Below are 20275 nucleotides of genomic sequence, written 5' to 3'. Positions count from 1 at the left end.
AGTGCAGGGTCGGCGCCTTCTACGTTGCCGAGGTTCCCTAGCCGCGGCGGGTCATGGCGAGCAGACGCGAGAAAATGGCGTCGCCGTCGTCGTTGATTCCGTCATGATGAAAGTCCGAGGTTTCCCACACCTGGAGGCCACGGACCGCCGCTGCCGTCTCAAGGGACAGGTCCCGGTCCACGTAGATGTCATCGCTGTAAACGGCAGCTGCGACGGGCACATCGTTGCGCGCAAGCCGGGCCGGATCGTACAGCAGCCCCCAGTCGTCTGCCGCTGCGATGAGTTCAGCCGTTTCCTTGAGCGGAATCAGTGCGGGGTCCTCATCGAAGTACCAGGGATAGATCATTTCACCGGTGAGCAGCGGATCCGTTGCATCGGGCGCGAAGTCGGGGAACTCTTTCAACACCCGCCATGCCGCCCACCTCGAGGCTTCGCCCTGGCAGTAGATGGACTCGTGAAGGAGCGCGTACAGCGGGTTCGATCGACGGCTCACGACGGACTGCACCTGATCCAGGAAACTGGACGAGAGACGTTCCCCGCCGGGGGCCGGGACGAAGGCGTCCTCCAGCAGGTAGTGAAGTGCATCCACCCGCGCGTTTCCGCCGAGGAAGGACCCGACCATCTGGAATCGGTGCGCAGTAAGCCGTTCGCCGCTAGGCAGGAACTCCTCGACCGCGTCGAGGTGGCGCATGAGGCGTGTGGCCAGTGCCCGGTCCTCGGGATACCAGGAGAAGTACTCGGCGTTGCGCTTCGCTACGCGCTTGAAAGTTGATCGGTAGACACGCTCCGGCGGTCCGGCGAGTGGTGCCAGTCCGCCTGTGATCAAGGCGCGTTCCACCCCCTCCGGAGCGAAGGAAAGATAGGACAGGGTGCAGAATCCGCCGAAGCTTTGCCCGAATACTGTCCACGGTTCCGAACCCAGGGCGTTACGGATGGATTCCGCATCCGCAACGATCGAGTCAGCGCGGAAGCGGCGAAGGTAGCGCGCCTGCTCAGCCGGGGTGCCGCGCAGGGGGAGCGTCACGGTGTCGGCGGGCGTGGAGAGCCCGGTACCGCGCTGGTCAAGCATCAGGATCCGGAAATCACGGGCGGCTGCCTTCATCCAGCCGGAGAGCTGGGTGGTGCGGTTACCACGCACGCCGGGCCCGCCCTGAAGGAAGAGCAGCCACGGGAGCCGCGTTGCGTCGTCGTGATCCGTGGAGCTGTACTCTCGAGCGAAAACCGCGATGTGCTCACCCTCAGGAACGGTGTAGTCCAGTGGAACGGCGAAACGGTGGGGCGTCGTCTTCACGCCTCGCATCACCCGGGTGGGCCCCGTTTCATGAGCCGGGGCGGTCATGCGCCGTTGCCCGCAAACTTCGTCAGCGGATCGCCGGTGAGCCTGAAGGTGGTCCACTCGTCCTGCGGAAGCGCCCCCAGACTGCGGTAAAAGGCAATCGAAGGTTCGTTCCAGTTCAGTACGGACCACTCCACGCGTGCATAACCGCGTTCGGACGCGATTCCGGCGAGTCTGCGCAGCAGCGCTTTCCCGTAGCCCGATCCCCGCGCTTCAGGGCGTACGTACAAATCTTCAAGGTAGATGCCGTGCACGCCCTCCCAGGTGGAGTAGTTGAGGAACCACAGAGCGAAACCCTGGACGCCGCCGTCGTCCTCGGCCACATGCGCAAAGATGCCGGGATGTGGTCCGAACAGCGCTTCCTCAAGGCCCTGCACCGTATTGCGGACGGCGTCAGGTTCCTTCTCATAGACCGCAAGGTCGTGGATCAATTGCAGGATGATGGGCACGTCATCACGACGCGCTTCCCGGATAGGAGTCATGATCCATAAGCCTACTGGCCGAGGGACCCGCGCCGAGCGCCAGCGAGGTGTGGAAGGCCGCGGTTCAGGGTCCGCTAGACGCGGTTCAGGGACCGCCCACGGAAGTGACCGCCAGAACCGGGAATCCCGCCTCGTCTGACGCCGCGAGGTCGATGACCGCGTTAATGCCCCAGTCCTGGTCGCCGGCCGGGTCCTTGAAGATCTGCCGCACCTCCCAGCGTCCGGGAACCTGCTTGATGATGAGCAGGGCGGGCCCGCGGGCATCAGGACCGTCGTCGATGTCGTCGTGAGCGTCGAAGTAGCCGTCCATTGCTTCGGCCCATCGGTCTGCGTTCCAGCCCGACGCCTCATCCAGCCGGCCAAGTGCTTCCTCGTCCTCCGCGGCGAACAGCTTCACCCGCTGGAACATCTCGTTGCGCACCATGACCCGGAACGCCCGCTCGTTCGAGGTAACGGAATCGGGCTCCGGGGGAAGATCAACAGTCCCTGTGTCCTGGCCGGACACGCCCGCCGCCAACTGTTCCCACTCATCGAGCAGGCTCGAGTCCACCTGGCGGATCAGCTCCCCGAGCCACTCGATGATGTCGGTCAGGTCTTCGCGCAGGGCGTCACGGGGGACGGTCTGACGCAGGGCCTTGAAGCAGTCGGCAAGGTACCTGAGGAGAATCCCCTCGGAACGGGCCAGGGAGTAGAACGCGATGTACTCGCCGAAGTTCATGGCCCGCTCGTACATGTCGCGGACTACCGACTTGGGCGTGAGTTCGAAGTCCCCCAGCCAGGGAGCACCCGAGCGGTAGGTCTCGAAGGCCTGGAACAACAGCTCGGCGAGCGGTTGCGGATAGGAGATCTCCTCGAGCCTGGCCATCCGCTGGTCGTAGTCAACGCCGTCGGCCTTCATTGCGGCTACGGCCTCGCCGCGGGCCTTCTTCTCCTGCGCGCTGAGCACCTGGCGCGGCTTCTCCAGGGTGGCCTCGATGACCGAAACGACGTCGAGGGCGTAGGCCGGGCTCTCGGGGTCGAGGAGTTCGAGGCTGGCGAGCGCGAAGGGGGAGAGCGGCTGGTTGAGCGCGAAGTTCGCCTGCAGATGGACCTTGAGCCGGATGGTCCTGCCCTCGTCGTCGGGCTCGGGGAGCCGCTCCACGATGCCCGCTGTCACCAGTTCGCGATAGATGCTGATTGCCCTGCGAAGGTGCATGAACTGGCGGGCGGGAGGTTCATGATTACCGCGCAGCAGGTCCTGCACCGCCCTCAGCGGGTCCCCCGGACGCTCGAGCAGATTCAGCAGCATCGAGTGACTCACCGCGAAACTGGAACCGAGCGGCTCCGGTGTGCCCTCGACGAGCCTGTCATAGGTGGGCCTACCCCAGGAAACAAACCCCTGGGGAGGCTTTTTACGCACCACCTGGCGGAGCTTCTTCTGGTCATCGCCGAATTTTGCTGTGGCCTTGGCCATTGCCTTCGTATTCTCGACGACGTGGTCGGGCGCCTGCACCACCACCGTTCCGGAGGTGTCGTAACCCGCCCGCCCCGCGCGGCCGGCGATCTGGTGGAACTCCCGCACGTTGAGCAGGCGGGTGCGAACGCCGTCGTACTTGCTGAGAGCCGTGAGCATGACGGTCCGGATGGGCACGTTGATGCCCACGCCAAGCGTGTCCGTGCCGCAGATGACCTTGAGCAGCCCCGCCTGTGCAAGCTGCTCAACAAGCCGCCGGTACTTGGGCAGCATCCCGGCGTGATGTACACCGATACCGTGGCGCACCAGCCGGTTCAGGGTCTTGCCGAAGCCGGAGGAGAACCGGAAGTTCGCAATGAGGGCCGCGATCCTGTCCTTCTCCTCACGTGTGCAGACATTGATGCTCATCAGGTTCTGCGCGCGTTCGATGGCGTCCGCCTGGCTGAAGTGCACCACGTAGACCGGTGCCTGGTGCGTGGAGAGCAATTCCTCGAGGGCTTCCTGCAGGGGCTCCTCGGAATAGTAGAAGTTCAGCGGAATGGGTCGATCACCCGAACTGACCAGAACAGTGGCCCGGGAGGTTCGCTCGGTCAGGTCCTTCTCGAAGCGCTCAACATCGCCGAGGGTTGCGGACATCAGGAGGAACTGTGCCTGCGGCAGCTCCAGCAGGGGGACCTGCCAGGCCCACCCGCGCTGCGGATCAGCATAGAAGTGGAACTCATCCATGACCACCGTGCCGACATCGGCGCGGCTTCCCTCGCGCAGTGCGATGTTCGCCAGAATCTCCGCTGTACAGCAGATGATGGGGGCATCCTGGTTGACGGCGGAGTCGCCCGTGACCATGCCGACGTTCTCGGCGCCGAAGATCGCGCACAGTGCGAAGAACTTCTCCGAGACCAGCGCCTTGATCGGGGCGGTGTAGTAGCTTCGCCGCCCCTCCGCGATCGCATGGAAGTGAGCTGCGACGGCCACCAGTGATTTGCCTGATCCGGTGGGGGTCGCGAGGATGACGTTGTTCCCGGAGACAAGCTCGAGGACGGCTTCATCCTGCGCCGGGTACAGAGTGATCCCGGTGCTGGCGGACCAGGAATGGAAGGCCGTGTAGACGGTGTCGGCGTCGGGAGCGGGTGCTTCGCCGGGCTGGGGGAGATGTTCCTGGATAGTCATTTAGTTCCAGCCTATCCGCTTGTGCCGGATGTGCCCTGTCCGTCGGCCTGAACCCTCGACGGCTAGGCTTGCCCTCATGCGCTGGGACCCTTCACAGTATGCCGCCTTCTCCGACCACCGGTCGCGACCGTTTTTCGACCTGGTGGGCCGGATCGGCCATGCCGCGCCGCGGCGGGTGGTTGATCTCGGTTGCGGGCCCGGAGAGCTTACTGCTGTGCTTGCGCGCAGATGGCCCAATGCCGAGGTCGTGGGACTGGATTCATCACCGGAGATGATTGACCGCGCACGGGCGCTCAAGGATGCTCCTCCGAACCTGCTCTTCTCGCTGGCCGACGTCCGGGACTGGGCTGTGGAGCCGGGCATCGACGTCGTGGTATCCAATGCTGTGCTGCAGTGGGTGCCTGGGCATCAGGAGCTGCTGGCGCGCTGGGCCCGCGACCTTGGGGAGCACGCCTGGATAGCGTTCCAGGTTCCAGGCAACTTCTCGGCGCCCTCGCACTCGCTGATGCGAAGACTGGCAGAGTCCGTGCGTTGGAGGGAGCAGCTTGGATCTGTGCTCAGACACGACGACGCCGTCGGCTCACCAGAGGAATATCATCGCCTGCTCAACAACGCGGGTCTTGAAGCAGATGTGTGGGAGACGACCTATCAGCACCGGCTCTCGGGTGCCGATCCGGTCCTTCAGTGGGTGCGAGGTACCGGGCTGCGCCCGGTTCTTGCCGCCCTCGCTGAGGACGAGGCCGCCGAGTTCGAGCGCGCCTACGCCGACCTGCTTACCGAGGCGTATCCGCCCGAGCCCGACGGCGGCACTCTCTTTGCATTCAGGCGTGTGTTCGCCGTGGGTGCGAAGCAGGGGAGGGACGGCTCACCAGCCGCGTGAACGCCACTCGGCCAAAGACGGCCGTTCCGCCCCGAGAGTGGTCGGCTTACCGTGGCCGGGATGGACGATGGTGTCGTCATCGAATCGGTTGAAGATCCGCTCCACTACGTCGCTGTACAGGGACTCGAACCGCTGAGGGTCCCCACCGGTGTTACCGACACCGCCTGGAAACAGCGAGTCGCCGGTGAAAAGGTGGACGGGCCCGTCGGGGTCCCGGTACACCAATGCGACGGACCCCGGCGTGTGTCCGCGCAGCCCAATTGCTTCGAGCTCGAAACCGTCGAACTCACCCACGTCGCCGTGATTGAGCGGTACATCGGTGGGGACCGCAATATCGCCGACGTCCTCCACGCCGGCGGCCGTGCGCGCGCCCGTTGCCCGGACAACGTCCTTCAGCGCCCGGACGTGATCCCAATGGGAGTGGGTGGTCACGACGAGGGCCAGTTGTGAGGGGACTTCCGCATCGGCAGCACCTTCGGCGATCAGACGGTGGATGGCGGGCGCGTCGTCAGCCGCATCGATGAGGACTTGCGCTCCGGTCGCCTTCCCCGTGATGAGGTAAACGTTGTTGTCCATCTCGCTGACAGAGATGCTCCTGATGGTCACATCGGCAAGATCGTGCATGCGGGCAACTCTAATACTGATGGTGATGCATGACACCGCGTGGCACAATGTGAGCACCTTTCCCACTGTCGTCCAGGAGCGCGCACCGTGAATTCTGATGTATCGGCGTGGCTGCGGATCGATCCCAACAGCTCAGTGCCCCCGTACGAACAGTTGCGCGTGCAGATACTGGACGCCGCCAATGACGGCTCCCTGCCGGTGGGTACCCGGCTGCCACCGGTCCGCACTCTCGCGGGCCATCTCGGTGTTGCAGTCAATACGGTTGCCCGGGCTTACCGGGAACTGGAGCAGGCGCATATTGTCGTCACACGTTCGCGGGCGGGGACTGTGGTCGCGGCGGCGGGGGACGAGGCGCGGCGCAAGGCAGCAGAAGGTGCGGCCGAGTATGCACGGCTCATCAAGGCGAACGGCCTGACCGAGGAGGAAGCAGTCTCTTATTTGCGGGCGGCTCTGCGCCGTCGGTGAACATACGAGGCGACACGCCGCGAATACCCGGAAAAATCGACGTTCGAATATGTCTTCGAACACTGTTTCCTCTAAAGTGAAATGGTGTCTATAGCAACCTCCGTGGATTCCGCTTTCGCCCACCCCGACAAAATGCCCCAGGATCTCTCGCGGCTTGTGGTCAAGGGTGCACGGGAACACAACCTGCGCAACGTCGATTTGGACCTGCCCCGGGACGCGATGATCGTCTTCACCGGTCTCTCCGGCTCCGGTAAATCCTCCCTCGCTTTCGACACCATCTTCGCGGAGGGGCAGCGCCGCTACGTCGAATCCCTCTCTGCTTACGCACGCCAGTTCCTCGGACAGGTGGACAAGCCCGACGTCGACTTCATTGAGGGTTTGTCTCCTGCGGTTTCCATCGACCAGAAATCGACCAGCAAGAACCCGCGGTCCACCGTGGGAACCATCACCGAAATCTACGACTACATGCGGTTGCTGTGGGCACGCGTGGGTCGGCCCCACTGTCCGCAGTGCGGTGAAGCGGTCACCAAGCAAACTCCACAGCAAATCGTCGACCAGCTCATGGAGCTCGCTGAAGGCACAAGGTTCCAGATACTCGCGCCCGTCGTGCGCGGCCGCAAGGGTGAATTCGTCGATCTCTTCCAGGACCTGTCGGCAAAGGGATACTCCCGGGCACGCGTGGACGGTGACCTTATCCAGCTCACCGATCCACCGAAGTTGGGCAAGCAGTTCAAGCACACCATCGAGGTCGTCGTGGACCGCCTGGTCGTCAAACCGGGTGTACGGCAGCGGCTCACCGATTCCATCGAGACGGCGCTCAAGCTCGCCGAGGGGCGGGTGCTGGCAGACTTCGTCGACCTCGAGTCCGACGATCCGCATCGGCTGCGCGCATTCTCCGAGAATCTGGCATGCCCCAACGAGCACCCGCTTGCGCTGGATGAGATCGAGCCCCGGTCGTTCTCCTTCAACAACCCTTTCGGTGCGTGCCCGGCCTGCACCGGTATCGGCACCAAGCTTGAAGTCGATGAGGAACTCGTCGTACCCAACCCTGACCTTTCGCTCCGCGAAGGCGCAATCGCCCCCTGGGCACTCGGCGCCGCCACCCTCGAATATTGGACACGCCTCCTCGAAGGGCTCTCCAAGGAGCTCGATTTCTCCATGGATACCGCCTGGAAGAAGCTGCCCGCGCACGCCCGGGATGCCGCCCTGTACGGCAAGGACCACAAGGTCGTTGTGCAGTACCGCAACCGATTCGGACGTGAACGGAAGTACAGCACCGGATTTGAGGGAGCGGTCCAGTACATTCACCGCAAGCACCTCGAGACGGAGTCCGACTACGCGAGGGACCGCTATGAGGAATACATGCGGCAGGTTCCCTGCCCCGAATGCGGTGGAGCCAGGCTCAATCCCGCTTCCCTGTCGGTGCTCATCAACGGCCGTTCGATCGCCGAGGTCGCGGCCCTGCCGATGCGCGAATGCAGCGACTTCCTGAACAACCTCGTCCTGACGGGCCGCGAGGCGCAGATTGCCTCCCAGGTTTTGAAGGAGATACAGGCCCGCCTTCGTTTCCTGCTGGATGTCGGTCTCGAATACCTCAATCTCGAACGGGCGGCAGGTACGCTGTCCGGCGGTGAGGCGCAGCGTATCCGCCTGGCCACCCAGATCGGCTCCGGCCTGGTTGGCGTGCTGTATGTACTCGACGAACCCTCCATCGGCTTGCACCAGCGCGACAACCGCCGTCTCATCGAGACCCTCACGCGGCTGAGAAACCTCGGAAACACACTGATCGTCGTTGAGCACGATGAAGACACCATCAACGAAGCGGACTGGATCGTGGACATCGGCCCGGGCGCCGGTGAGCACGGCGGCGAGGTAGTCCACTCGGGTTCCTTGGAGGACCTGCTGCGCAACGAGCGGTCCATAACGGGCGATTACCTCTCGGGGAGGCGGAAGATCGAGCCTCCGGCGAAGCGTCGAAAGATCGACCGTTCCCGGCAGCTCAAGGTCGTCGGCGCTCGTGAGCACAATCTGAAGGGCGTCGACGCCACCTTCCCGCTGGGCGTGCTCACTGCCGTCACGGGGGTCAGCGGATCGGGCAAGTCCACCCTGGTCAATGAGATCCTGTACAAGGTCCTCGCGAACAAGCTCAACGGCGCCAAGCAGGTCGCCGGTCGGCACCGCCGAATCGACGGCCTCCAGCACCTCGACAAGGTCATCCACGTCGACCAGGGGCCGATCGGCAGGACGCCGCGATCCAACCCGGCAACCTACACCGGGGTGTTCGACAACATCCGAAAGCTCTTCGCCGAAACCACCGAAGCGAAGGTCCGCGGCTACCTGCCGGGAAGGTTCTCCTTCAACGTCAAGGGCGGACGCTGCGAGGCCTGCTCGGGTGACGGCACCCTGAAGATCGAGATGAACTTCCTCCCCGATGTCTACGTGCCGTGCGAGGTCTGCCACGGTGCGCGCTATAACCGGGAAACCCTCGAGGTTCACTACAAGGGCAAGACCATCGCCGATGTTCTGGACATGCCCATCGAGGAAGCCGCGGAGTTCTTCGCTGCTTTCACACCGATCGCACGGCACCTGACCACCCTCGTGGATGTAGGCCTGGGTTACGTGCGGCTCGGGCAACCCGCCACCACCCTCTCGGGCGGTGAGGCACAGCGCGTCAAGCTGGCCAGTGAACTGCAGAAGCGTTCGAATGGACGCAGCATCTACGTGCTCGATGAGCCGACCACCGGTCTGCATTTCGAGGACATCCGCAAGCTGTTGCAGGTTCTTCAGGGGCTCGTGGACAAGGGAAACACCGTGATCACCATCGAGCACAACCTCGACGTCATCAAAAGCGCGGACTGGGTCATCGACCTCGGCCCGGATGGCGGTTCGGGCGGCGGCGAGATCATCGCCACCGGAACCCCCGAGCAGATCGCGCTCACCGAAGGAAGCCACACCGGCCAGTTCCTGGCGGAGGTACTCGACCCGGCGTCCTAATATTCCGACGCCGGCATGCCATTTCCGGCACGGCGTCGCACTATGGGAAACTTGCTCGGTGAAGAATACGCGGCTGCTCATCCTGTTCGACCTGGATGGAACGCTGGTGAACCCGGAAGGAGCAATCACAGGCGGGATCGCTGCGGCGCTGCGATCGCTCGGGCTGCCTGTGCCGGGTGCTGACGACATGCGGCGTATGGTCGGGCCTGCGCTGGTGCGGTCACTCGTGGACATCGCCGGCGTGCCGGAGGATCGCGTGGCGGAGGTCATCGCCCTGTACCGTGCCGGGTACCGCATGCACGGTATGGCGGAAAGCAGCCCCTATCCAGGCATCGTCGAGGCCGTCCGGATGCTCCGGGACCGGGGCCACCGTGTCGGGGTAGCTACCCAGAAGCCGGAGCGGCTGGCGCGTGAGCTTCTCGAAATACAAGGGATGACGCCCCTGTTCGAGTCCATCCACGGGGCGCCCAATGATGAACAAGCCGCTGCGCTGCTGGACGGCAAGCGGACAATCATCGCAGCGGCTCTCGCTGAGCACCAGGGTAACTTCGACCACGCGCTGATGATCGGGGACCGGCTTCACGACATCGAGGGTGCAGCCGCGAACGGCTTGGAATGCATTGCCGTGCAGTGGGGATTCGGCAGTATGGACGAGTTCACGCAGGCCGGCGCGGCCGCCGTCGTAAGTTCGTCCGCAGAACTTGTGGAACGGGTGCTCGCATACGCCGAACCCTCGCAGGTGGTGGCCCATGGGCGTCTATGACCTCACCCGCAGCAGCACCCGCGGTCTGATCGCAGGTCTCTGCCGCCCCACGGTCCTTGGCCTGGAGAACGTACCGGCAACGGGTGGCTTCATTGTTGCGGCCAATCATCTCTCCTTTCTCGACAGCGTTCTGGTTCAGGCACTCATGCCTCGGCCCGTAGCCTTCTTCGCCAAGGCCGAGTACTTCACCGGCACAGGAATAAAGGGGGCTTTGATGCGATCCTTTTTCGAGGGCGTCGGCTCCATCCCGGTACAGCGCGGTCAGCAGGCCGCAAGCGTGCAGGCGCTGAAGACACTGCTCACCATGCTTGAGCATGGAGACGGGGTCGGCATCTACCCGGAAGGGACGCGCTCCCGTGACGGGTTGCTGTACCGGGGCCGGACGGGCGTGGGGTGGCTCGCCCTGACGACGGGCGCCCCGGTCGTTCCGGTCGGCCTTCTGGGCACTGAGCGCCTGCAACCCGCGGGTGCCCGGTGGATCCGGCCGCAGCACTTCACGATGAAGATCGGTGAGCCGCTGTATTTCGAGCGAACCGGACCCGATCACTCGCTACCCGCGCGACGGCAGGCGACAGACGCGGTGATGGACGCTATCGCCGCCTTGACAGGGCAGCACAGGGCAGCCGGGTACAACAAGGGCCCTTCCGAATAACCGGGCGCGTCTGCACCAACAGCGTCGGCGCCACCCCGCAAGCAGCGCGCCGGTAGGATATTTGGGTGGCAGATCCAGCAACATACCGCCCGAAAACCGGCGAGATCCCACAGGATCCGGGGGTTTATCGGTTCCGGGACCAGCATCGGCGGGTTGTCTACGTCGGTAAGGCAAAGAACCTTCGCTCCCGGCTTAACTCCTACTTCGCCAATCCTCAGGGACTGATGCCGCGCACCCGCGCCATGGTGCACACGGCGGCAAGTGTTGAGTGGACCGTCGTCGGCAGTGAACTTGAGGCGCTCCAGCTGGAGTACACCTGGATCAAGGAATTCAATCCGCGGTTCAACGTCATGTTCCGCGACGACAAGTCATACCCATACCTCGCAGTAACGCTGGGGGAAAAGTACCCACGGGTGCAGGTGATGCGCGGGGACCGCCGGAAGGATACCCGCTACTTCGGGCCCTTCTATCCGGCGAAGGCCATTCGGGAGACTGTAGACACCCTGCTGCGCGTCTTTCCCGTCCGAACCTGCAGTTCCGGCGTTTTCAAGCGCGCCGAGCGTTCCGGCCGTCCTTGCCTGCTCGGGTACATCGACAAGTGCTCAGCGCCCTGCATCGGACGCGTGTCGCCTGAAGAACACCGCGAACTGGCTGTACAGTTCTGCGATTTCATGTCCGGCCAGGCCAACCGCTTCATCCGCGAGCTGGAGCAGAAGATGTCGGCGGCCGTCGCTGAACTGGACTATGAGTCGGCAGCGCGCGTCCGCGACGACATCGCCGCCCTCAAGCGCGTTTTTGAACGGAACACCGTGGTGCTCAGCGAGGATACCGACGCCGACGTGTTTGCCCTTGCGGAAGATGAACTTGAAGCGGCAGCGCAGGTGTTCCATGTTCGCGGGGGCAGGATTCGCGGGCAGCGGGGGTGGGTTGTCGAGAAGGTCGAGGACATGACTACCGCCGACCTGGTGGAGCATCTCCTGCAGCAGGTTTACGGCGAGGGGAGCAGCAGTAACAACCGCATTCCCCGTGAAGTCCTCGTGCCCGAGATGCCGAGCAACGAAGAGCAGATGCGCGAGTGGCTGTACGGGTTGCGGGGAGCCCGCGTGGACATCCGCGTCCCGCAGCGGGGGGATAAGGCGACATTGCTCGGGACGGTCGCCCAGAACGCTGCTGATTCCCTCAGGCTCCACAAGAGCCGCCGGGCGGGAGACATCACCACCCGGTCCGCAGCACTGCAGGAACTCCAGGAAGCGCTGGACCTGCCCATGCCGCTGATGCGCATCGAGTGCTTCGACATCTCCCACGTGCAAGGCACCAACGTGGTTGCCTCCATGGTGGTGGTCGAGGACGGCCTTCCACGTAAATCCGACTACCGCAGGTTTTCCATCACCGGAGATGCCGCACGGGACGACACGTCCTCGATGTATGACGTGATCTCCCGGCGCTTCCGCAACTACCTGGCGGAGCGCAATCCGCTCGACTCCCTGCCCGGTACCGACGACGGCGCCGGCTCCCTTCCGGAGGAGGCGAAAGCGCCGTCGCGCCAGAAGTTCGCCTACCCGCCGAACCTCGTGGTGGTCGACGGCGGTCAGCCCCAGGTCCGCGCGGCTGCGCGCGCGCTGGAAGACCTCGGTATCGACGATGTCTTTGTGATCGGACTCGCCAAGCGCCTTGAGGAGGTGTGGCTCCCGGAGGGAGACTTTCCAATCATTCTTCCCCGCGCCTCTGAGGGGCTGTTCCTTCTGCAGCGTATCCGCGACGAGGCCCACCGGTTTGCCCTGGCCTACCACCGGCAGAAGCGGGGGAAGTCCATGACCGTGTCAGTACTGGACGGCGTTCCGGGCCTTGGTCCGGCGAAGCGGCGATCCCTGCTCAAGCACTTCGGATCCGTTCGTAAACTGAAGGCGGCAAGCGTCGAGGAGCTGCAGGAAGTGCAGGGGGTGGGACCGGCGCTGGCCGCTACGATCAGGCGCCAACTTGCCGAGGACGGCGGAGATGCAACCGGCGACGCTGCTGCCCCCGCCGTGAACATGATGACCGGCGAAATAGTGGATTCTTAGCTAGGGTAGACGTGGCTGCCGGCGCCCAGCCGGCTTACATTTGCGTGCAACGGTGGGACGGACAACGAACACATGAACGAGACTGACGGTCTGACGCCGGTCAAACCTGCCGAATCCGAGTTGCTCGTCGTCACGGGCATGTCGGGGGCCGGCCGAAGCACGGCGGCGAACGCGCTGGAGGATCACGGCTGGTACGTCGTGGAGAACCTTCCCCCGCAGATGCTCGGCACCCTCACGGAGATTGTTTCGCGGACTCCTGAATCGATCCCGAAGCTGGCCGTAGTGATCGATGTACGAAGCAAGGAACTATTCCAGAACGTGCAGGGTTCGCTGGCCGCACTGAGGGCCGCGGGCATCACCTACCGGGTCCTGTTCCTTGACGCGGCGGACAACACCCTTGTACGGCGGTTCGAGCAGGGACGCCGCCCGCACCCGCTTCAGGGAGACGGACGCATCCTGGACGGTATCTCCGCTGAGCGGGAGGTGCTTAAGGAACTGAAGCATGCGTCCGACGTCGTCGTGGACACCACTCAGCTGAATGTGCACGCCCTCGCGACCACCATCACCGAGTTGTTTTCGGAGTCGGGGCCGATCGTCCTGCGGCTGAACGTCATGAGCTTCGGCTTCAAGTACGGATTGCCCGTTGACGCGAACTTCGTCGCTGACGTCCGCTTCATCCCCAACCCGCACTGGGTGCCGGTGCTCCGACCGCAGACCGGCATGGACGAGCCTGTACGGGACTACGTGCTGGGTGCAAACGGCGCCTCCGATTTCATCGACAGGTATGTCCATGCACTGGAGCCGGTGCTTGAGGGCTATCGCCGTGAGAACAAGCACTACGCCACTATCGCTGTGGGCTGTACCGGCGGGAAGCACCGCTCGGTTGCGGTGACCGAGGAGATCGCACAGCGCCTAGCCCAGCTGCCCCGTCTGCAGGTGACCGCTCATCACCGTGACCTCGGGCGCGAATAGTGGCGGTCCTCACCGGATCACTGCCCCTGATTCCAGCCACTTCGACCGGCCGGGCCGGTACCGGATCGCAGGACAATGCTCCATCGGTGGTGGCTCTTGGTGGGGGGCATGGTCTGTCAGCCTCGCTCTCGGCACTGCGCCTGCTCACCTCCGAACTCACGGCCGTGGTCACCGTAGCCGACGACGGCGGTTCCTCCGGACGGTTGCGGCATGAACTCGGCGTCCTCCCGCCGGGAGACCTCCGGATGGCTCTTGCGGCGCTGTGTGATGACACGGACTGGGGGAGGACCTGGCGCGATGTTATGCAGCACAGGTTCGCATCCCGGGACGGAGTGGAGGGATCTCTCGACAACCACGCCCTCGGCAATCTCCTCATCGTGACTCTCTGGGAGTTGTTGGGCGACCCTGTCGCGGGACTGCAGTGGGCAGGGGCGCTCCTGGGTGCGCGGGGGCGGGTGCTGCCCATGGCCAGCGTGCCGCTGACCATCGAGGGCGACGTACTGACTGAGGTCGACGGCAGCCTTCGGCTACGGAAGGTTTCGGGGCAGGCGCAACTCGCCGTGGCGGGAAGCGCCGGCAATGTGAGCAAGGTACGTCTTCTCCCCGAAGATGCCCCGGCGTGCGTCGACGCACTCAATGCCATAGAACTCGCGGATTGGGTGATCCTCGGACCGGGTTCCTGGTACACCTCGGTCCTTCCCCACCTGCTCCTTCCCGAGTTACGGGACGCACTGTGCAACACCACTGCGCGTCGGTGCCTGACGATGAACCTGAGCAACGACACCAAGGAAACACAGGGGATGAGCGCCGTCGACCACCTCTCGGTGATCAGGCGTTACGCGCCGGAGTTCCGCATTGATGCCGTTATTGCGGACCCCTCCGTGGTTGCCGACCGCGACGAGTTCGAAGCGGCCGTCAGCGAAATGGGGGGACGGGCGTTCTTGGGTAAAGTAGGGTCTTCAAGCGGCGGACCGGTTCATGACGCGTTGCGCCTGGCAACTGCCTATCAAGACATGTTCGGCGAATTCTAGGAGGGTGTCTGTGGCGCTGACCGCGGATGTGAAAGAGGAACTCTCGCACCTCGACGTCAAAAAATCGTCGGTACGCAAGGCTGAGGTTTCCGCACTCCTGCGCTTCGCCGGCGGCCTGCATATCATCTCCGGACGGATTGTCATCGAGGCGGAGGTTGACCTTGCGTCAACCGCTCGTAGGCTCCGGAGCGCTATCTCTGACGTCTATGGCCACTACAGCGAGATCATCGTGGTATCAGGCAACGGCTTGAGGCGGGGGAACCGCTATGTGGTCCGCGTTGTGCGCGACGGAGAATCGCTGGCACGGCAAACCGGGTTGCTCGACAACCGGGGGAGGCCCGTGCGCGGGTTGCCGTCCGTCGTCGTCAATGGTTCTGCCGCCGATGCGGAGGCGGTCTGGCGTGGCGCTTTCCTGGCCCACGGATCTCTCACCGAACCCGGCCGCTCCTCGGCACTGGAGGTCACGTGTCCGGGGCCGGAGTCGGCCCTCGCCCTGGTCGGGGCGGCGCGCCGGCTCGGCATCACGGCGAAGGCCCGGGAAGTCCGCGGTGTGGACCGCGTGGTGATTCGCGACGGCGACACCATCGCAGTCCTGCTCACCCGGATGGGAGCCCATGACGCCCTCATGGTGTGGGAGGAGCGGCGGATGCGCAAGGAAGTTCGCGCCACCGCGAACCGCCTTGCCAACTTCGACGACGCAAACCTCCGGCGGTCTGCCCAGGCCGCGGTCGCTGCCGGTGCGCGCGTGGAGCGTGCCCTGGAGATTCTGGGTGAGGAAGTGCCGGATCACCTCAAGTACGCGGGGGAGCTGCGCGTAGCGCACAAGCAGGCAAGCCTCGACGAGCTCGGGCGCATCGCAGACCCGCCCATGACGAAGGACGCCATTGCCGGCCGCATCCGGCGGTTGCTCGCGATGGCGGACAAACGCGCAGTGGAACTCGGCATCCCGGGAACCGAGGCCAATGTGACTGCAGACATGCTGGATGACTGAATACCTGCATAGGATGGAACTTCAAGGGGCTCTGCGCGCCGTCAAAGGTTGCGGGGCCTCGCCTGGAGAAACGCAATAGCCGGGCTGCAGCCCGGATCAGCAACACAGGACCTGGAGGATTTCGTGAGCGAATACGTTTTGCCTGAACTCAACTATGACTACGCGGCGCTTGAGCCGCACATCTCCGCCCGGATTATGGAGCTGCACCACAGCAAGCATCACGCTGCCTACGTCAAGGGCGCCAATGATGCGCTTGCGCAGCTCGCCGAGGCCCGCCAGAACGGTGACTTCACCAACATCCCCAAGCTGTCCAAGGACCTGGCATTCCACACCGGCGGCCACGTCAACCACTCTGTCTTCTGGAACAACCTTTCGCCGGATGGTGGCGACAAGCCCGAGGGCGAGCTCGCTGCTGCACTCGATGATGCTTTCGGGTCCTTCGACGCGTTCCGCGGGCATTTCAACGCGGCTGCTCTGAGCCTTCAGGGTTCGGGGTGGGCGCTGCTCGCCTGGGAGCCGATCGGCGGCAACCTCGTCATCGAGCAACTGTACGACCAGCAGGGCAACGTCCCGGTCGGAACCACCCCCATCCTCATGCTGGACATGTGGGAGCACGCGTTCTACCTCGACTACGTCAACGTCAAGGCTGATTACGTCAAGGCGTTCTGGAACATCGTGAACTGGGCGGATGTGTCCCGCCGGTTCGAGTCTGCGCGCGCAAACGCCAGCGGACTGATCACTCTCTCGTAGCAAGACACGCCCGGCGTAACCTTTCCTGCCCGTCCGGGCAGGAAAGGCGCCCGGTGCGTACTATGATGAATGTCGCCTCCGTCACACTCTGCGGAGGCAACCTCCAAGTTCACACAAGACGCGCACAGTGCGGTGCATTGATTTTCAGACGCCGAAGCGGTCCGCCTTTCTTGAGGGCAACAGCCGTCGGCAGCAACCCCCATCAAGGAGATAGAAAACAGTGACTACCCGTATCGGAATCAACGGATTCGGCCGCATTGGGCGCAACTACTTCCGCGCGGCCCTGGAACAGGGCGCAGACCTCGAAATCGTCGCAGTCAACGACCTCACCAGCCCCGAGACGCTTGCACACCTGCTGAAGTACGACTCCGTCACCGGCCGACTGGGCGTCAGCGTGGAGGTCGCAGATGGCAGCCTTATCGTCGACGGCAAGACCATCAAGGTCCTCGCCGAGCGCGACCCGTCGAACCTGCCCTGGGCCGACCTGGGCGTAGACATCGTCATCGAGTCCACCGGGTTCTTCACCAAGGCTTCGGACGCGCGCAAGCACATCGATGCAGGGGCCAAGAAGGTTCTGATTTCGGCTCCCGCCTCCGATGAGGACATCACCGTCGTACTCGGCGTGAACGACGATCAGTACGATCCCGAGACGCACCACATCATCTCCAACGCGTCCTGCACCACCAACTGCCTTGGCCCGCTGGCCAAGGTGCTCAATGACGCATTCGGCATCGAGCGCGGACTGATGACCACCATCCACGCTTACACTGCCGACCAGAATCTCCAGGACGGTCCCCACAAGGACCTCCGCCGTGCGCGTGCAGCGGCCATCAACATGGTTCCCACCTCCACCGGGGCTGCAAAGGCCATCGGTCTGGTCCTCCCGGAACTCAAGGGTAAGCTTGACGGCTACGCCATCCGCGTTCCCGTGCCCACCGGCTCCGCGACCGACCTCACGGTCACCGTGGGCCGCGAGGTTTCCGTGGAGGAAGTTAATGCTGCGTACAAGGCCGCTGCAGCCGAAGGACCGCTGAAGGGGTACCTCACCTACACCGAGGACCCAATCGTCTCCTCGGACATTGTCACCGATCCCGCTTCCTCGATCTTCGATTCCGGCCTCACCAAGGTCATCGGCAACCAGGTGAAGGTTGTCTCCTGGTACGACAACGAGTGGGGCTACTCAAACCGCCTGGTCGACCTCACCGAAATCGTCGCATCGAAGCTCTCCTAGGAAGACTGTGAGCTACGCATCCCTGAATGATCTGCTAAGCGAAGGAGTCCGCGGGCGGCGCGTTCTGGTCAGGTCGGACCTGAACGTGCCCCTTGAGGGCGATCTCCCCAACCTTCGGGTGACCGATGACGGACGCATTCGTGCATCCCTCCCGGTCCTCCAGAAGCTCACCGAAGCCGGCGCAGCCGTCATCGTGATGGCCCACCTCGGCCGCCCCAAGGGCGCGCCCGAGGAAAAGTACTCGCTCAAGCCCGCGGTGGACAGGTTGGCCGAGCTTGCCGACTTCGAGGTGGCGTTCGCCGACGACGTCAGCGGCGAGAACGCGCGCGAACATGCGCAGTCGCTCACTGAGGGAAGTGTTCTCGTTCTGCAGAACGTGCGGTTCGATGCCCGCGAAACGAGCAAGGACGACGCCGAACGTGCCTCTTTTGCGGACGAGCTCGTCCAGTTGACCGGCGAGAACGGCGCGTATGTTGACGACGCGTTCGGAGCGGTCCACCGCAAGCATGCAAGTGTCTACGATGTCGCGTCCCGTCTGCCCTCCTACCAGGGTGACCTGGTCAAGGCCGAGGTTGACGTACTGCAGCGGCTCACCAGCGAGCCTGAGCGGCCCTTCGTGGTCGTGCTGGGCGGTTCAAAAGTGTCCGATAAGCTCGCGGTCATCGAAAACCTCATCGGCACTGCCGACCGGCTGCTCATCGGCGGCGGAATGGTCTTCACATTCCTCGCCGCCCAGGGGCACTCAGTGGGTGCCAGCCTGCTGGAAGAGGACCAACTCGACGCAGTCCGCGGATACCTGGCCCGCGCCAGGGACGCCGGTACCGAGTTCGTGCTGCCCACCGACATCGTGGTAGCGGAAAAGTTTGCAGCAGACGCAGGCAGCGAGACTCTTCCGGCCGAGTCGATGGAAACCGGGCAGTATGGTGCTTCCGGCCTAGGGTTGGATATCGGCCCTGAATCGGGCAAGGCATTTGCCCGCCATATCGGCGAGGCCCGGACCGTCTTCTGGAACGGGCCCATGGGTGTGTTCGAGTTCGACGCGTTCGCAGCCGGAACCAGGGCCGTGGCGCAGGCGCTTGCCGACGCTACGAGCAACGGCGCGCTGACTGTGGTCGGCGGCGGTGACTCCGCCGCGGCAGTCCGGGGGCTCGGCTTTGACGAATCGAGTTTCAGCCACATCTCAACCGGCGGCGGTGCCAGCCTGGAATACCTTGAGGGCAAGGAACTCCCGGGCCTGACCGCGCTGCAGCGCTGAAGCGACAGGCAATACTTCTAGAACTGGAGAACTATGACTTCCTCGACGAACGGCACTTACGACCGTCGTCCACTGATCGCGGGCAACTGGAAGATGAACCTGGACCATGTTCAGGGCATCACTCTGTTGCAGAAGCTCGCGTGGACCCTCGATGACGCAAAGCATGACTACTCGCGTGTAGAGGTAGCAGTGTTCCCGCCCTTCACGGATCTTCGTGGCGTGCAGACACTGGTAAAGGGCGATGACCTCGATGTTGTGTACGGGGGACAGGACCTTTCGCCGTTCGACTCGGGCGCCTACACCGGAGACATCTCCGGGCAATTCCTCGAGAAGCTCGGCTGCGCGTACGTGCTGGTCGGCCACTCCGAGCGGCGCACCATCCACGGCGAGTCGGATGAGCTCCTCGTTCAGAAGGTCCAGGCAGCCTACCGTCACAACATCGTGCCGGTCCTGTGTGTCGGTGAAGGGCTCGAGGTCCGTCAGGCTGGAACCCATGTGGAGCACACACTGAACCAGCTCCGGGCGGACGTCGCAGGTCTGAGCGCAGAGCAGGCGTCTGATCTGGTCGTCGCCTATGAACCGGTCTGGGCCATCGGAACCGGTGAAGTAGCGGGACCTGCGGACGCGCAGGAGATGTGCGCGGCGATCCGGGCCGAACTGGCCGTGCTTTTCGACGAGTCGGTCGCCGCACGTGTACGGCTGCTCTACGGAGGATCAGTCAAGGCCGCCAACGCTGCCGCAATCCTGAAGGAACGCGACGTAGACGGCGTCCTCGTCGGCGGAGCGAGCCTCGACGTAGATGAGTTTGCTAACATTGTCAGGTTCGAGCACCATCTGGTGACCGACTAAGGTCACGCTGAAAGGTCACCGTGGAAATTCTCCGTATCATCCTGCTGGTATTGCTGGGCATCACCAGCTTGCTGCTGACGCTGCTCATCCTGCTTCATAAGGGGCGGGGCGGCGGCATGTCCGACATGTTCGGCGGCGGCATGACCACCAGCATGGGATCCTCCGGAGTCGCAGAGCGCAACCTCAACCGGTTCACGGTGGCCCTCGGGCTCGCCTGGGGTGTTGTCATTGTTGCCCTCGGATTGATTCAGCGCTTCGCCGGAGACTCCTGACCCACGGCCTGCGGAAACAGGATTTCCGCAGGCACCCGGAACTTCAGG

General features: G+C 63.8%; 18 protein-coding genes. 14 read left to right on the top strand and 4 right to left on the bottom strand.

All coding sequences use genetic code 11. The features are described 5' to 3' along the window. Positions 1-37 precede the first annotated feature (37 nt). The 3 genes from AC5RU3_RS05890 to AC5RU3_RS05880 form a co-directional block, all read right to left on the bottom strand. Positions 38-1339, bottom strand: a complete 1302-nt coding sequence (locus tag AC5RU3_RS05890) for an alpha/beta fold hydrolase (RefSeq protein WP_493965029.1) — start codon at positions 1337-1339, stop codon at positions 38-40. After that, entirely contained in the window at positions 1336-1818 is a 483-nt protein-coding gene (locus tag AC5RU3_RS05885) for a GNAT family N-acetyltransferase (protein WP_493965028.1), read from the bottom strand. The genes AC5RU3_RS05890 and AC5RU3_RS05885 overlap by 4 nt, the downstream gene beginning before the upstream one ends. An 85-nt stretch (positions 1819-1903) precedes the next feature. Then, positions 1904-4438: a DEAD/DEAH box helicase gene (locus AC5RU3_RS05880; RefSeq protein ID WP_309072396.1), complete on the bottom strand. Its 2535-nt coding sequence runs from the start codon at positions 4436-4438 to the stop codon at positions 1904-1906. Between the two features lie 76 nt (positions 4439-4514). Between AC5RU3_RS05880 and AC5RU3_RS05875 the strand changes: the two genes are divergently transcribed. Then, complete coding sequence (locus AC5RU3_RS05875; RefSeq protein ID WP_493965027.1) at positions 4515-5318, top strand: trans-aconitate 2-methyltransferase; 804 nt, start codon at positions 4515-4517, stop codon at positions 5316-5318. Here the strand turns inward: AC5RU3_RS05875 and AC5RU3_RS05870 are convergent. Further along, positions 5304-5942, bottom strand: a complete 639-nt coding sequence (locus AC5RU3_RS05870; protein WP_309072394.1) for an MBL fold metallo-hydrolase — start codon at positions 5940-5942, stop codon at positions 5304-5306. The genes AC5RU3_RS05875 and AC5RU3_RS05870 overlap by 15 nt on opposite strands. A gap of 87 nt (positions 5943-6029) precedes the next feature. On the opposite strand from AC5RU3_RS05870, the gene AC5RU3_RS05865 reads away from it, so the two are divergent. From AC5RU3_RS05865 to secG, 13 genes are all read left to right on the top strand, one after another. Beyond that, a complete protein-coding gene (locus AC5RU3_RS05865) occupies positions 6030-6407 on the top strand; it encodes a GntR family transcriptional regulator (RefSeq protein WP_309072320.1) in 378 nt (125 codons plus the stop codon). A gap of 132 nt (positions 6408-6539) precedes the next feature. Then, a complete protein-coding gene (uvrA, locus tag AC5RU3_RS05860; protein ID WP_309124209.1) occupies positions 6540-9401 on the top strand; it encodes an excinuclease ABC subunit UvrA in 2862 nt (953 codons plus the stop codon). Positions 9402-9459: 58 nt separating this feature from the next. Beyond that, complete coding sequence (locus tag AC5RU3_RS05855) at positions 9460-10164, top strand: HAD hydrolase-like protein (RefSeq protein ID WP_309072318.1); 705 nt, start codon at positions 9460-9462, stop codon at positions 10162-10164. Further along, positions 10151-10816 carry a lysophospholipid acyltransferase family protein gene (locus tag AC5RU3_RS05850; RefSeq protein WP_309072317.1) on the top strand — a complete coding sequence of 222 codons (666 nt, stop codon included), beginning with the start codon at positions 10151-10153 and terminating at the stop codon, positions 10814-10816. Before AC5RU3_RS05855 ends, AC5RU3_RS05850 begins: the two co-directional genes overlap by 14 nt. Before the next feature lie 65 nt (positions 10817-10881). Further along, a complete protein-coding gene (gene uvrC, locus AC5RU3_RS05845; RefSeq protein WP_309072316.1) occupies positions 10882-12876 on the top strand; it encodes an excinuclease ABC subunit UvrC in 1995 nt (664 codons plus the stop codon). A 72-nt stretch (positions 12877-12948) separates the two neighbouring features. Next, positions 12949-13848: an RNase adapter RapZ gene (gene rapZ / locus AC5RU3_RS05840; RefSeq protein ID WP_309072315.1), complete on the top strand. Its 900-nt coding sequence runs from the start codon at positions 12949-12951 to the stop codon at positions 13846-13848. Next, complete coding sequence (locus AC5RU3_RS05835; protein WP_309124207.1) at positions 13848-14879, top strand: gluconeogenesis factor YvcK family protein; 1032 nt, start codon at positions 13848-13850, stop codon at positions 14877-14879. Before rapZ ends, AC5RU3_RS05835 begins: the two co-directional genes overlap by 1 nt. Before the next feature lie 10 nt (positions 14880-14889). After that, a complete protein-coding gene (gene whiA, locus AC5RU3_RS05830) occupies positions 14890-15870 on the top strand; it encodes a DNA-binding protein WhiA (RefSeq protein ID WP_493965026.1) in 981 nt (326 codons plus the stop codon). A 123-nt stretch (positions 15871-15993) separates the two neighbouring features. Next, positions 15994-16620, top strand: coding sequence for a superoxide dismutase (locus tag AC5RU3_RS05825; protein WP_309071160.1), 627 nt, complete (start codon positions 15994-15996; stop codon positions 16618-16620). A 220-nt stretch (positions 16621-16840) separates the two neighbouring features. Next, positions 16841-17851 carry a type I glyceraldehyde-3-phosphate dehydrogenase gene (gene gap / locus AC5RU3_RS05820; protein WP_493965025.1) on the top strand — a complete coding sequence of 337 codons (1011 nt, stop codon included), beginning with the start codon at positions 16841-16843 and terminating at the stop codon, positions 17849-17851. Between the two features lie 7 nt (positions 17852-17858). Continuing rightward, the gene (locus AC5RU3_RS05815) at positions 17859-19106 is read left to right on the top strand and encodes a phosphoglycerate kinase (protein ID WP_493965024.1); all 1248 of its coding nucleotides are present in this window, start codon (positions 17859-17861) and stop codon (positions 19104-19106) included. 33 nt (positions 19107-19139) lie between these two features. Further along, a complete protein-coding gene (gene tpiA / locus AC5RU3_RS05810) occupies positions 19140-19955 on the top strand; it encodes a triose-phosphate isomerase (protein ID WP_493965023.1) in 816 nt (271 codons plus the stop codon). A gap of 20 nt (positions 19956-19975) precedes the next feature. Beyond that, entirely contained in the window at positions 19976-20227 is a 252-nt protein-coding gene (secG, locus tag AC5RU3_RS05805) for a preprotein translocase subunit SecG (RefSeq protein ID WP_026543639.1), read from the top strand. Positions 20228-20275 lie beyond the last annotated feature (48 nt).

The organism is Arthrobacter sp. MDB1-55 (genome assembly GCF_059092925.1).
Note: the sequence above shows the minus strand (reverse complement) of the source record. Positions and strands in the feature narration are given on the sequence as shown.